Annotated in this window: 12 protein-coding genes; 8 read left to right on the top strand and 4 right to left on the bottom strand. The window is 71.4% G+C overall.

What is annotated here, in order from left to right; translation table 11 throughout:
• Positions 1–49 precede the first annotated feature (49 nt).
• Both G4D86_RS02590 and G4D86_RS02585 read right to left on the bottom strand, forming a co-directional pair.
• Entirely contained in the window at positions 50–1,729 is a 1,680-nt protein-coding gene (locus tag G4D86_RS02590) for a ligand-binding sensor domain-containing protein (RefSeq protein WP_163988969.1), read from the bottom strand.
• A gap of 122 nt (positions 1,730–1,851) precedes the next feature.
• The gene (locus G4D86_RS02585; protein ID WP_163988967.1) at positions 1,852–4,380 is read right to left on the bottom strand and encodes a VIT domain-containing protein; all 2,529 of its coding nucleotides are present in this window, start codon (positions 4,378–4,380) and stop codon (positions 1,852–1,854) included.
• Between the two features lie 315 nt (positions 4,381–4,695).
• Between G4D86_RS02585 and G4D86_RS02580 the strand changes: the two genes are divergently transcribed.
• From G4D86_RS02580 to G4D86_RS02570, 3 genes are read left to right on the top strand one after another with little or no spacing between them, the layout of a single operon-like run.
• Complete coding sequence (locus G4D86_RS02580; protein WP_163988965.1) at positions 4,696–5,091, top strand: twin-arginine translocation signal domain-containing protein; 396 nt, start codon at positions 4,696–4,698, stop codon at positions 5,089–5,091.
• 18 nt (positions 5,092–5,109) lie between these two features.
• Positions 5,110–6,051, top strand: coding sequence for an MbnB/TglH/ChrH family RiPP precursor modification enzyme (locus tag G4D86_RS02575; protein ID WP_163988964.1), 942 nt, complete (start codon positions 5,110–5,112; stop codon positions 6,049–6,051).
• Positions 6,038–6,808 carry a hypothetical protein gene (locus tag G4D86_RS02570; protein ID WP_163988963.1) on the top strand — a complete coding sequence of 257 codons (771 nt, stop codon included), beginning with the start codon at positions 6,038–6,040 and terminating at the stop codon, positions 6,806–6,808. The genes G4D86_RS02575 and G4D86_RS02570 overlap by 14 nt, the downstream gene beginning before the upstream one ends.
• Here the strand turns inward: G4D86_RS02570 and G4D86_RS02565 are convergent.
• Positions 6,797–8,104 carry a glycosyltransferase gene (locus tag G4D86_RS02565; RefSeq protein ID WP_163988962.1) on the bottom strand — a complete coding sequence of 436 codons (1,308 nt, stop codon included), beginning with the start codon at positions 8,102–8,104 and terminating at the stop codon, positions 6,797–6,799. The two genes, G4D86_RS02570 and G4D86_RS02565, sit on opposite strands and share 12 nt — an antisense overlap.
• Before the next feature lie 128 nt (positions 8,105–8,232).
• Between G4D86_RS02565 and G4D86_RS02560 the strand changes: the two genes are divergently transcribed.
• Positions 8,233–9,750, top strand: coding sequence for a hypothetical protein (locus tag G4D86_RS02560; protein WP_163988961.1), 1,518 nt, complete (start codon positions 8,233–8,235; stop codon positions 9,748–9,750).
• Positions 9,751–9,782: 32 nt separating this feature from the next.
• Here G4D86_RS02560 and G4D86_RS02555 read toward each other — a convergent pair whose 3' ends face one another.
• Entirely contained in the window at positions 9,783–10,472 is a 690-nt protein-coding gene (locus G4D86_RS02555) for a phosphoribosyltransferase (RefSeq protein WP_163988959.1), read from the bottom strand.
• 121 nt (positions 10,473–10,593) lie between these two features.
• Here G4D86_RS02555 and G4D86_RS02550 point away from each other — a divergent pair, with 121 nt between their 5' ends.
• The 4 genes from G4D86_RS02550 to G4D86_RS02535 all read left to right on the top strand — a co-directional run bounded on the left by G4D86_RS02550 (position 10,594) and on the right by G4D86_RS02535 (position 13,753).
• A complete protein-coding gene (locus tag G4D86_RS02550) occupies positions 10,594–11,013 on the top strand; it encodes an archease (protein ID WP_163988958.1) in 420 nt (139 codons plus the stop codon).
• Between the two features lie 33 nt (positions 11,014–11,046).
• Positions 11,047–12,504 (top strand): RtcB family protein, encoded by a 1,458-nt coding sequence (locus G4D86_RS02545; protein ID WP_163988956.1) that lies wholly within the window; start codon positions 11,047–11,049, stop codon positions 12,502–12,504.
• A gap of 68 nt (positions 12,505–12,572) precedes the next feature.
• Entirely contained in the window at positions 12,573–12,941 is a 369-nt protein-coding gene (locus G4D86_RS02540; RefSeq protein ID WP_163988954.1) for a VOC family protein, read from the top strand.
• Between the two features lie 74 nt (positions 12,942–13,015).
• A complete protein-coding gene (locus G4D86_RS02535) occupies positions 13,016–13,753 on the top strand; it encodes a hypothetical protein (RefSeq protein WP_163988952.1) in 738 nt (245 codons plus the stop codon).
• Positions 13,754–13,758: the final 5 nt, after the last annotated feature.

The following is a 13,758-nucleotide window of genomic DNA, read 5'->3' as shown; positions in this document are numbered from 1 at the left end:
GGGCCCCGCGCGCCATGTGCCAGTCCGCGCGGTCCCGGCGCCCGGCTGGCTACGACTCCAGGGCAGCTTCCTTCCAGGCCAACCAGGACAATCCGCCCTCCGTGCCGAAGAGGGCGGACCCACCCTCCACGAGGATGGCGTAGACGCGCGGGTCCGCGAGCCGGGGAAGGGCGCGCACGACTCCCTTCGTGGCGTCGAAGTGCGCCGCGCCGAGCAGCGTGCCGATGAGCGCGCCCCCTGGCACGAGCGCCGTGGCGACGATGGCGCGAGAGGGCAGCCCTTCCGACTCACGCACCCGGGTCCACCGCGAGCCGTCGAAGTAGCTGAAGCCGTCCTGACAGGTGCCAGCGATGGCGCGCCCCTCCGCGTCGGTGGCGAGCGCCGTCACCCAGTTGTCCGTGAGGTCTCTCCCGTCGTGGAAGCGCTGCCACCGCGAGCCATCCCAGCGCACCAGGCCCCGGTCCTCGCTGGCCACCCAGAGGAAGCGGCCCGCGCCGTCCGCCACGTAGGGGTGGTCACTCCAGCCTTCGGGGATGGGCAGTCGCTCCACCAGGGACAACGTCTGCCCACCCGTCGCGACGATGGAGGCGCCACGCCCGTCCACGAGCGCCACGCCACTGTCCATCCGCACGGCCGCGAGCACCGAGAGCTTTCCGAGCGCCACGGGGTTGCGCCCGCCATACGCCACCTGCGTCCACACCTTTCCGTCGTACAGGCCCAGCCCGTAGGTCGTGGCCACGTAGAGGCGCTCCCCGTCACTGACAACGCCGAGCACCATGTTGCTGGGGAGCGCGGGCGTGCGGAACGACTGCCAGCGGCCGTCGTCGCGCTGCCAGCACACGCCCCGGTCGAACGTCCCCACCACGAGCCGCCCCCGGTGCCGGGTGAGCGCGGTGACATGGTTCCCGCAGAGCTGTCCTGTGGGCGTCACCCTTTGCCATCTTCCCGCGGCTCGGAGGTACACGCCCGAGTCGCGCGTCCCCACCCACGCAGCGCCGCTCATCGACGTGGCACCCATGGGCAGCTCCGAGGGTTGCTCGAGGGCTCTTTCGGGAAGCTCCCCGTTCCACGTCCTCGCGTCGCCCCGCGAGCCGAGGAGCGTCACTTCGCCCCCGGCGGTGCGCGCATACTCCAGCGGGCCCACGGGCACGTCGACAGCGGAGGCCAGCTTCCCGCTGATGTCGATGAAGAACGCGCCCTCGCTGGTCCCCACCTTCAGGCCCCGCCGCTCCTCCGCGAGGAAGCGCACGGGTCCGGGGACGGGCCACATCCGCGCCGTGCCCAATTCCAGCACGCGCCCGTCCGCCGTGCCCGCGAAGCGTGTGGACAGCGCGGTGTACGTGGAGCCGGGAGGCAGCGACGCCGCGAGCTTCCCGAGCCGCGCCTCGTACTCACCGGTGCTCGCGCCGTCAGCGGGAGGCAGCGCATGCCACCGCACGTCCAGCACGGGCCGTACCTGGAAGCGGGCGTCGAGCGAGACCAGTCCCTCATCCGTCGCGGCGAAGAGCTGGTCCCCGGTGCGCTCCAGCGCGCGGCAGAAGTGGCTCGGCAGTCCATCCTCCACGGTGAGCACCCGGACGGGCTTGCCGGTGGGGGAGAACAGCTCCAGCCCCCCTTCGGTGCAGGCAACGACATGACCGGCGAAGGCTTCCAGGTCATGCACCGTCTCGGTGTTGGTGACGGTGGCGGCAAGCGCCGCGGCGGTGACGACGGAGAGCGCGATGGACATGGCTCCCTCTCATTGCGAACCGCGGGCCAGCCCTCCGTGTCACCCTCCGGCCACAGGTGCGGCCGGAAGTCAGCAGGCCGCCGGCCCCAGGGAAGGAGCCGGCGGCCTGACGGAGCGGGCGACTACTGCACCGTGGCGTGCACCCGCACCTTCTCGCGCCGCTCGAACCGGTTGCCCGCCGGGTCCCGAGCCACGAAGACCAGCTCGTACTCCCCGGGCGCGGCGTCGCACGGCACCTTCAGCTCACCGGAGAAGCGCAGGCCATCCTTCGTCTCCAGCAGGCGCTGCTCCTCGCCGAACAGCTCGCCGTACACGCTGACCTCCTTGGTGGTCTCCACCGCATCCACCTCCAGCTTCAGCGTGTCCCCCTGGGCCAGCTCCATCGAGGAGAGCGTCACGTCGAAGTCGTTGCCCTTCGAGTCCAGCCGGTAGCGCACCTCGCGGCGCAGCACCCGTCCATCCGGCAGCTCGGCGGCGATGACGACCTCGTAGTAACCGTCCTTCACCGACAGCGGCACCAGGAACCGGCCCCGCCACCCGCCCGTCACCGTATCGAACGTCAGCGGCTTCACCAGGCCGAAGGGGAAGTAGGCCGTCACCCTGCGCGCGTCTCGCGGGGCCCGCACGCTGATGATGGGGTCTCCCGGTGGAATCTCCTCGCGGCTCAGCTCCCCGAAGACTCCCGCGTAGGACATGCCCTCGGGCAGGTGCACCGGCACCAGCTCCTTCACCGACTCGCCGCCCGGCGCCGTGCGCGCCACCTGCTCCACCGCGACGAAGGACGTGTACTTGCTCATCAACCCGTACTGGAGCGCGGTGGCGGTGATGCCCTGCACGACCTCCGGCGACTCGCCCCGATAGCCTTCGACGGTCAGCTCTTCAATCCGCTGCCGGGCCCACAGGCTCCGGAGCGCGGAGTTCTCCGGGGCGGCTTCAGGGAAGCTCACCGGCACCTCGAAGTGGCGCTCCATGCCGCGCACCCGGCCGGAGATGCGCAGCACGCCCTCGCCCGTGCCGTGGAACTTCCCCACCAGGAACAGCGGCTGGCCGCTGAACAGGTCGGGCAGCACCTTCGGGTACACGTCCGCCACCGGCAGGCCGTCCAGCTCCGTGCGCAGCGAGGTGAGCACCGGGCCACGGATGCGCGTCTCGAACTCGCGCGCCACCTCATCCTCGGGGCGCCGGAGGTTGACGAAGGTGGAGCTGCCACGGCCCACCTCGGCCATCTTCGCAATCAGGTAGCGGTTGGTGCCCTCGCCGACGCCGGCGGTGAAGATGCGCGTCTGCTCGCCCAGGTGCTCCTGCAGCGTGGAGAGCACGTCGTCGTCTCCGCCGATGAGGCCGTCCGTCATGAAGAGCACCATGCGCAGCCGGGCCGGGTCGTTGGCGGGGACGATGGCCTCCTGCGTGGCGGCGCGCACGTCCGTGCCGCCACCGCCCCAGAAGTTGGCGACGTAGGGCAGGGCGCGCTCCACGTTCTCCCGCGTGGCGGGCACCGCCGTCGGCGCGAACTTCTTCACCACCGTGTTGAAGTCGAGCACCTGGAACGAGTCCTCGAGGTTCAGGTGGCGGAGCACCTCGGCCGTGATTGCTTTCGACTTCTCGATGGGCAGGCCCGACTGTGAGCCGGAGGTGTCGAGGACGAAGTACAGCTCGCGCGGCACCACCTCCTTGTCGGAGGGCTGGAGCTGCGGGTTGAGCATGACCAGGAAGTAGCCGTGGTCCGCGCCCGGCTCGCGGTGCATGAGGACGGCGGGGCGGATGAGCGCGTCGGCGACGGTGTACTCCAGCGTGAAGTCCTTGTTGGGAATGCGCTCGTCGCGGCCCAGCTGCACGCGGGCGCGGCCGCGGCCCTCGCGCGCCACCTCCACGCGGTGCGAGCTGGAGCGCAGCGCCTGGATGGGCAGGCCCGCGTCGAGCCGCACGTTGACCTGGATGTCATGGCCCTCGCGCAGCTCGGGCGGGAGGACGGGCGGAGAGATGCGGCTGGCGTCGGGCACGGCGGTGGTGTCCGCGGACGTGCCCTCGCCCTGGCGGAAGGGCAGGGCCTGGCCACCCATGTAGCGGGGGCCCACCACCATGGGGAACGTGAAGCGGTAGGTGCCGGACTCGTAGGGGAGCCGGTCCACGTAGTGGATGCGCACGCGGACGCGCTCGCCGGGGAGGATGTTGGCGACGGACTGGGTGAAGACGTTGGGACGCTCCTGGTCCAGCAGCGCCGCCGTCTTCCCCTCCGACTTCGCCTGCTCGTAGGTGGCGCGGGCCTGCTCGCGCGTCTGGATGACGCCCTTGATGATGCGCTCGCCGATGACGAGCTCCATGCCGTCCACCGCCGCCTTCTCCGGCAGGGGGAACACGTAGAGCGCTTCCAGCGGCTCCGTGTAGGGGTTCTCGAAGACCTGCGTCACCGTGACGGAGGCGAGGAAGCCGCTCACCTCGGCGTCCACCTCCGTGTGCTGGAGGCTGAAAGTTCGCGGCGCGGTGTCCGGGCAGCCCGTGGCGTCCGCGTGCTGGCGCAGCCGGGCCACCAGCGTGCCCTGGGAGATGGCGCCCGGGCTGAGCGGCGACGGCGGCGTGGGACACGGCGGCTGCTGCGCGGTGGCCGTCAGGGACAGCAGGCAGACGGAGAGCGTGGCGAGAAGGACTCGCATGGAACGAGGGCCTCGGATTTCGGGGTGTGCCCGGGGGATTGCAGGCCCCGGGCCAGCGCGAAATGTGGCGAGCCGCCCGCGCTCGTGAGCCGGCGGCTGGCCGGGTCGATGCCACCCGTGGTCCGCGAGTGACACGAGCCCGTGGCCACCGGGCCACACTTCGCCCGGCATGGGCGAGCCGCGGTGCGGCGTGCGGGACGTTCGACGAATCCGGGGAAGAATTTCCGGGGTCGCCGTTCAACGACGGGGGGCGCATTTGCAACCAGATTTCAGCGCACTCCTGTCGTATCCCATCGCAACACCACAGGAGCCAACATGGACAAGCATGACGAGAAGCCCGAGGGCGCGCCCTCGGCGGACCGCCGTAACTTCATGAAGACCGTGGTCACCGGCACTGTCGCGGCGGGCCTTGTCGCCACCGTGGGCAAGGCGGAGGCCGCCACCACGGGCCTGTGCGGCAAGCCCGTGACGCTGCCGCTCGCGGCGGTGCGGACCAAGGTGGTCTTCAACAACAAGTCGCCGCCGACGCTGGCCGACCTGCACGCCGCGCTCGACGACCTCATCAAGCCGAGCGGCTGCCCCAACTGCGGCCTGGGCGGCATCCTCAAGGACCGCGGCATCATCCGCGAGCTGGTGCTCAACACCGGTTACCTGGGCGACCAGGTGGAGCCGGTGACGCTGGTGCAGGACTTCGGGACCGCGGGCTTCTGACGCGCCATGGCCGGCGGGATGGATTCAACCTGGAAGCCGGATGACTTCGTTCCGCCCCGCCGGCTGGGCGTGGGGCTCACGTACATCCCTGGCGCGCCCGCTGTCGAGGCGTGCCGGGGCGCTGTGGACTTCCTCGAACTCAGCCCGGACATCCTCTGCCACGAGCAGTTCTCCGGCGGCGCGCGCCGGCTGGTGCCACAGCCCGCGCGCTGGGAACAGGCGCTGCGCGACACGGAAGGCGTCCCCGTCGTGGTTCACGGCCTGGGGCTGTCCATCGGCTCGGCGCATGGGTGGAACACGGCGTACCTGGACCTGCTGGACGCGCTGCACGCGCTGCGGCCTTTTCCCTGGCACAGCGAGCACCTGGGATTCCTGACGGTGGAAGCTCCCGGCGGCGGTGAGCTGAACGTGGGCACTCCGCTTCCGCTGCCCTTCACGGAGGAGGCGCTGGAGCTGATCGTCCCCAGGGGCGCGGCGCTGGCCCGGCGCTATGGAGTGCCATTCCTGCTGGAGAACCTCACCTGGTACCTGCCAGGTCTGCCCTCGGAGGGCGGCCGGGATGAGGTGGGCTTTCTCAATGACTTCGTCGAGCGCTCCGGCTGCGGGCTGCTGCTGGACCTCTACAACCTCCACTGCAACGCGGTGAACCACCGCTTCGACGCCTTCGAGGCACTGGGCCGGTTGCGGTTGGACCGCGTGGTGCAGGTACACATCGCCGGGGGAGACACGCACAACGGCTTCCTGATGGACGTCCACAGCCATGCGGTGCCGGAGCCGGTGTGGGAGTTGCTCGAGTGGCTGGTGCCGCGCGCGCCCCACCTGGCGGGCATCAGCTATGAGCTGCTGGATGAGGCTCGGATGGCGCCGGAAGCGGTGCTCCGGCAGGTCGAGCGGGCACGGGCGATATGGCACTGGCACCTGGCGCTGGCGGAGAAGGGGACGCGCCATGGCGCTGCGTGATTGGCAGGCCGCGCTCGGGCAGTTGGTGGAGGCGCGCTCGTCGGGACGGGACGCGGCCCCGGTGCTGGCGTCGCTGGATGGGCGGGCACTGGCGGAGGAGGAGCGCCACTGGCTGCGTGAGGTGGGAGGCTCGCCCGGCTTCGCGCTGACGGCGGAGGTGCCCCGGTGGTGGCGACACCAGCGCGTGGGGCGGTCCGCGCGGCTGACGCTGATGGCGCTTGGCGGGAGCGCGGACGCGGTGCTGCGCGACTACCTTCGGGAGGTGCCGTGCTTCACCCTCTTCTTCATCGCCGAGGGGCTGTCGTTCCTGGACTTCGTGGCGCGCACCGTGGCGGCGCCTCACGTGCGGCCGATAGCGGAGCTGGAGCGCGCGCTGTGGACGCTGAAGCTCGCGGCGTCCGCTCACGGCGGCACCGTGCCCGAGCTGGCACCCGGGGCCGTGCTGGAGCGGCACCCGTCCGCCGCGTGCATCCTGTTCGACGCGCCACCCGAGGCCGTGCTCGGGGCTCTCTTGAAGCAGGCGCCGCTGCCCGAGCCTGAAGCGCGGCGGTACCCCGTCCTCGTCGCGCCTGGAGTACCGGGGCTCTGGCGCCCCGCGACGCCCGAGGAGGCGAGCGCCTTCGCGGCCGGTTCGGAGGGGACGCCGCTGGACGCCGCGGGTGCGCTGCCAGGGAGCTCGGCGGACGTGGTGGCGGCACTGCGGGTGGCCGGCGCGCTGCGGCTCCGGGAGACCCCGGGGCCTGGTTCACTGACGTGAGGTGAGCACCGGCGCGCGCGTCTCCGCCAGCCGCTCCAGGAGCACGGCGGCCTCGGTGGGCGCGTCGTGCGTGGCAATCTCCGCCTGGAGCCGCTGGGCCTTCTTCCGGAAGTCCGGCGTCGCGAGCACGGTGCGCACCGCGCGCCGCACCTGCTCGGGCGTGGGCGTCTTCGTCTTGAGGTTCAGTCCCACACCCGTCCAGGCGATGCGGTTGGCGATCTCCGGCTTCTCCTCCGTGGTGCCCGCGCACACCAGGGGCACACCCTGTGCGAGGGCACACTGGACGCCGCCATAGCCGCCGTTGGTCACCATCACCGAGACGTGCGGCATCAGGTGCGCGTAGGGGATGAAGCGCTCGATGCGGGCATTGGCGGGGAAGGGGCCAGCACCGAGCCACTCCACCGGTGGGCCTCCCGTGGCCGCCACCACCCACACGTCCTCGTCCGCGAGCGCCTGGAGCGTGGCGAGGAGGAGGTGCGGCTCCTCCGTCGCCAGCGTCCCCTGCGTGACGTGGACCACGGGGCGGCGCGACTCGCGCAGCTCGTTCCACCACGCGGGCGGCTTCCAGTCGGCCGGGGCCTCGGGGAGGAACGGGCCAATGAAGTGGACCTGCGGGGGAAGGTCTCCGCGCGGGTACTCGAAGGACGGCACCGTGCCCTGGAGGTAGAGGAAGGGGGACACGGGGACGTCGAAGATGGGCCTGGGCGTGGCGGCCAGGCCGAGCCCGGCGCGCATGCGCCGCAGGTGCGCGTTGACGTCGCGGAAGAGGACGTGGTTGAGGCCCCAGGCGAGCGCGCGATTGCGCAGCCTGCCGAGTGGCGTGCTCATGGGCATCAGTCCCAGGCCGAAGGGCGCCGTGTCGGCGCTGCCGACCGTCATCGCGGTGATGCCGAAGGCGGCCCACGGCAGGCCTCGCCGCTCCTGGAGGACGGACGCGCCGACGAAGCCGGTGTCGCAGACCAGGACGTCCGCCGGGTAGTCCCGCAGCTCGGCCTCCAGGTCCGCCACCTGTCCGGGCGCGGAGTCGATGAAGAAGCGCGTGAGGTCGAACTTGAGCTTCGCGAAGTCGCCCAGCGCCGCGCGCTCGGGGAACACGTCATTCACCGTGGAGTCGTGGAAGTCCCTCGCGGCCCGCATGGGCACGAAGCGCGCCCCGGTGGCCTCGACCTTGGGACGGAAGATGCTGCCCGTGTACCAGCGCACCTCGTGCCCGCGCTCGACGAGCCGGCGGGCGATGGGCGCACCGGGGTTGAAGTGGCCGGTGAGGGGAATGGTGGCGAGGAGGAAGCGGGCCATGGCTCGGACGGTACTCCCGGTGGCGGCGCAGTGCCTTCGTCCCGGTGGGAAGGCGTCACCCGTGCACTCCGCCATTGAACGTTGCGACGGGCACCGGTACATGCTGCCGCCGCGAACCAGGGGACAGCATGACGACCGACAGCGGCATCCAGTTCCCGTCCACTCCGGACGGGCGGCGCAGCACCAGCGACACGGCGCGGGCCGTCTTCGAGGCCGCCTTCGACGCCATCGGCGCCGACGCCTCGCGGGAATTGCGCGCGGAGAAGCGCTGGCGTGAGCGCTACCCGCACTACGTGCGACTGCTGGTGGAGCGCTCGCTGGAGAGCCCCGAGAATGCCCTCGCCATCGCGCGCGCCGGCCTGGACGCGACGCGGCGCGCCTTCCAGTTCTGGCGCGACGGACAGCCCCTCACCCTCGACACGGCGATGGCCTCGCCCGTGGGCGAGGGCTTCCGCACCGCCACGCTCGAAGGTCGTGAGCGCTCGGCGCCCGTGACGTGGGAGGTGCCGTACCGGGGGCAGAGCCTCTCCGGCGACGCACTGCTGCGCCAGTTGGAGACGTGGGAGCGCGCGGGTGTCATCGAGCCCTCGCATGCCGAGGCGCTGCGCCTGGTGCAGCGCAACCCGGCGTGGCTGGACCTCTCGGACCGGACGATGGTGCTGCTCGGCGCGGCGTCGGAGGCGGGGCCCTTTCCGTGGCTCATGCGCTGGCGCGCCAACGTGGCCGCGGTGGACCTCCAGCGGCCTCGCGTGTGGCAGCGCCTCGTCGAGCTCGCGTCCACGGGGAACGGACGGCTCCTCGCGCCAGTCCCCTCCAGCGCGCCGGCAGGGGAGGGCGCTGAGCATGTCCGTGCCCACGCGGGCGCGGACCTGCTCACCCAGTCGCCGGAAATCGTCGCCTGGCTGCGGGCGCTCTCCGGGGACCTGGATGTCGCCTCGCTGGCGTACCTCGACGGCGAGCGGCATGTGCGAGTGACGGTGGCGATGGATGCCATCGTCACCGCGCTCGGCGCCGCGCGATTCGGCACGTCGCTCGCGTACATGGCGACGCCGACGGACGTGTTCGCCGTGCCCGAGGACGTCTCGCGCGCGGTGGCCGCCCGCTACGCGCAGCGGGGCATGGTGGGGCGCACGGCCCAGGCCACGCTGCGCGGGGTGAGCCGTGGCGCGCTGTACCAGCCGAACACCGGCCGCATCATCGAGTGCAGCAACGGCCAGCGCTACGGCACGGTGGACTGCATCGTCCTCCAGCAGGGCCCCAACTACGCGCTGGCCAAGCGGCTGCAGCAGTGGCGGGCCATCGTCACCCGCGCGGGGGGGCAGCGCGTGTCCATCAACGTGGCGCCGTCCACGGCGACACACTCGGTGGTGAAGAACCCGCTGCTCGCCGCCGGCTTCCGGGGCGCCCGCAGCTTCGGCGTGGAGATCTTCGAGCCCTCCACCACCAACGCGCTGATGGCGGCGCTCTGGGTGCATGACCTGCGCAACCCCGACGCGCTCTCCAACCCGAGCGTGCCGCTGCGGCACCCGCTGGAGCTCATCATGCAGGGCGCCAACCATGGCGGCATGTGGCGCCTGCCGTACCTCACGCGCTCCGTGCTGCCGCTGGCCGCGCTCGCCGGCTTCACCCGGCGCTCCATGTACTGACGGAGCGCCGGGGCGATTCACAGAGGGCTCAACTAGACGTGCGCGGGCTCGATGGGTGGGCCAGGCCACCGAGGGCGGAGGTTGAGCCGGGCCTGCTCCAGCAGGTCCACCACGTCGTCGTCCGGCACCTGGTGGAAGTCCGAGTACCACTGGCCGATGGCGTACAGCGCTGGCGTTGGGAACACGCACACCGCGTCGTCCACCAGGGGTCGCAGCTCGGCGAGCGCCTGCGAGGCGGCGACCGGGACGGCGAGCACGATGCGACCGGGATGCCGCAGGCGGAGCGCCTGGATGGCAGCCCGGAAGGTGCCTCCCGTCGCGATTCCGTCGTCGACGAGGATGACGACCTTGCCCTCGAGCGCGGGCGCCGGGGCGCCCTGGCGGTAGCGCGCCACGCGCTCGTTCACCTCGGCGCTCTTCCGTCGGACCGTGTCCCGTACCTCTTCCTCCGTGGCGCCGACCTCCTCCATCAGCTCGCGGTTGAGGTAGGCGATTCCTCCCTCCGCCACCGCGCCCAGCCCGAGCTCCTGGAAGCCCGGCGCGCCCACCTTCCGCACCACCCAGACGTCCAGGGGAGTGCCCAGTGCGGACGCCACCTCGTAGGCCACGGGAACGCCCCCGCGAGGCAGTCCCATGACGAGGGTGTTCTCTCCCGAATAGCCATGCTCGAGCAGCAGCTCCGCGAGCCTCCGGCCCGCATCGACGCGGTCCTCGAAGTACATGGCATCCCCCCGACGCGGCCTGGTCACCGGTCTTCTTCAAGCTAGGGGCGCCCCGTGCCGGGTGGCATCCGCCCACAGTCGCCTCCACCTTGAAGTGACAGCCCACAACCGGGGAGGGGGCGTGGAAACGGGGACCTGGCAGTTCGAGCCGCACACCAGTGAGGTCCGCATCCGCGTCGAGGGCACCGATCTGGCGGAGCTCTTCGAGGAGGCGGGGTACGCACTGGCCGAGGTCATGCTCGGCGAGTCTCCGCCGGAGCCACCGTCCGGCGCGGAGGAAGAGCACCTCACGCTCGAAGCGGCGGACACCGAGGCCCTGCTCGTCGACTGGCTCAACGAGCTCATCTCCCGCTCGGACATGAAGAAGCGCGTCTACACGCACGTCGTGGTGGACACGCTCGCCGAGCGGAAGCTGCACGCCCGCATCCGCGGCTTCACGCCGGAGGTGCTCAAGACCGCGGTGAAGGCCGCCACCTTCCACGGGCTGGAGATTCGCGAGCACGAGGACCGCTTCATCGCCTTCATCGTGCTCGACGTCTGACCTGCTCACGGCCCTGGCCGCAGCGAGGCGAGGATGGAACCCACCGTCGAAGTCCAGCAACAGCCCACGCCACGCCTTCGCCAGGTCGGGCCCGCGCTCTACGAGCTGGACGCGGGCTTCCGTGAGGACATGCGCGTACCGGCCCGCATCGTCGCCGACGAGGAGCTGCTCCAGAAGATGGCGCAGGACCGGAGCATCGTTCAGCTCATCAACGTGACGACGCTGCCGGGCATCCAGGGCTTCGCCATCGGCATGCCGGACATGCACGAGGGCTACGGCTTCCCTGTAGGCGGCGTGGCGGGCACGCGGCTGCCGGACGGCGTCATCTCTCCCGGAGGCATCGGGTTCGACATCAACTGCGGCGTGAGGCTGCTGTCCACCGGGCTCCGCCACGACGACGTGAGGGACGTCATCCCGGCCCTGGCCCACGACCTGGCGCGGAGCATCCCCACGGGGTTTGGCCGGCACGGCCGGCTGGCCTTGAATCCGGAGCAGGTGGACCGGGTGCTGACCGAGGGCGTCCCCTACGTGGTGTGCAATCTGGGAATGGGCACCGAGGACGACCTGCCGAGCATCGAGTCGGGCGGCCACCTGCCCGCCGCCGCGGCAGCCCGCGTCTCCCTCCGGGCGCGGGAGCGGGGGCATGACCAGCTCGGGACGCTTGGCGGCGGCAACCACTTCATCGAGCTGCAGCGCGTGGACCGCATCCTCGACGCCGCCGCCGCCAAGGCGTTCGGGTTGTTCGAGGGACAGCTCACGATTCTCATCCACACCGGCTCGCGCGGGCTGGGGCACCAGGTCTGCACGGATGCGGTGCGGGAGATGGACCGGGCCCTGGCGCGGGAAGGACTCCGGCTGGTGGACCGGCAGCTCGCGTGCGCGCCGTTCTCCTCACCGGAGGGACAGGCCTACTACGCGGCCATGTGCGCCGCGGCGAACTTCGCGTGGTCCAACCGGCAGGTGCTCACGCACCGCGTGCGCGAGGTGTTCGGCCGGAGGCTCGGCGCGGACGTGTGGCCGCGCATCGTCTACGACGTGGCCCACAACATCGCCAAGGTGGAGGAGTACGGCGGCCAGCGCCTGTGCGTCCACCGCAAGGGCGCGACGCGGGCCTTCGGGCCGGGCAACCCGGAGCTGCCCGAGGCATGGCGCCAGGTGGGCCAGCCGGTGTTCATCCCCGGCAGCATGGGCACGTGCTCCTTCGTCCTGGCGGGACGGAGCGAGTCGCGGTCCGTGTCGTTCAGCAGCGCGTGTCACGGCGCGGGCCGGCAGTTGAGCCGCGCCGCCGCGAAGCGGCAGGTGGTGGGCGCGGAGCTGCGCAAGGAACTCAATGCGCGGGGCATCATCGTGGAGTGCCCCTCGAATGCGGAGCTCGCGGAGGAAGCACCCACGGCCTACAAGGACGTGGAGCGTGTGGTGGACGCGGTGGAGACCGCGGGCATCGCCCGGAAGGTGGCGAAGCTGGTGCCGCTCGCGGTGCTCAAGGGCTGAGCAAGGACGTGTAAGACCGGCTGGTGCCGGGCCCGTACGGTGCGCCCATCTCAATCACGGGAGCAGTCATGTACGACCACATCGGCTTGAAGGTGAAGAACGTCGCGGCGAGCGTCCGTTTCTACGAGGCCGCGCTCGCGCCACTGGGGCTCGTTGTCAGCGGGCAGAACGCGGAAGGCGCGGGCTTCGGGCCGCCGGGCGCGCCCGCGCTCTGGCTCAACAAGGCCGACGCCACCGGCGCCAGCGCGCACCTCGCGTTTCGCGCGGCCACGCAGGACGCGGTGCGCGCGTTCCACGCCGGGGGGCTGAAGGCGGGAGGGAAGGACAACGGTGCCGCCGGTCCGCGTCCGGACTACGGCCCGGACTACTACGCGGCGTTCCTCATCGACCCGGATGGGAACAACGTGGAAGCCGTCTGCATGAAGGCGGGCGGGTGATGAGGGCGCGGGGGTGACGTCGTGCGCGTCACCCCCGTCATGGTATAGAGCGCGCCTCACCGAGGTAGGAGCCGATGCGCGTTCTGTTCTCCATGTCTTCCCTGGCCCTGTGTGCGCTGCTCACGGGCACTGGCTGTGCCACCACCGAGTCGAGCAGGGCGCAGCAGGTGCTGCTCCAGCGGCCGCCCTCGGTCCACGTGACGGAGCGCACCACATCGCTCTCGGCGCGTCCCGCCGGTTGCGCCGTGGAGTACGTGAAGCAGGACCTGGAGGGGGCCACCCATACGCGCAAGGTGGGGCGGCTGGTGCTCACCGGCGTGGGGCTCGACCGGGCCCAGGCGGAGAAGCTGCTGAACGACAAGGTCTGTGGCATCGGCGGCGAGAAGGTCTTCATCGAGTCGGAGGAGTATGGGCGTCCGGGTGAGCGCGATGAGGTCGAGGCGCTGGCCTACGCCTTCGACTCGCCGGTGAACATCTCCCATTCGGGGCTGGTCGCGGACCTCGCCGCCAAGCCGGCCGGCTGCCGTCTCGCCGTCCTGCGCACGAAGCAGCCCGACGTGCGCTACCAGGAGATCGCCGGCCTCCACCTCAAGCTGTCCCCGGGGTACGACCCCGGAGGGTCCCCGCATCAGGTGCGTGCCATGGTCGAAATGCGGGCCGCGGCGTGCCACCTCGGGGCCGACGCCATCCTCCTCACCCAGGAGACCTACGACCTGCCCGAGCTGGGCTCCGTCGTGTCCGGCACCGCCATCGTGTTCGAGGAGAACCTCCGCCGCGAGGCGCCTCCCCGCCCGGACGCGCAGACGCTGTAGCCAGG

This window comes from Pyxidicoccus caerfyrddinensis (genome assembly GCF_010894405.1).
GTDB lineage: Bacteria > Myxococcota > Myxococcia > Myxococcales > Myxococcaceae > Myxococcus > Myxococcus caerfyrddinensis.
The sequence above is the reverse complement of the archived record's forward strand: the minus strand, read 5'-3'. Positions and strand labels throughout refer to the sequence as shown.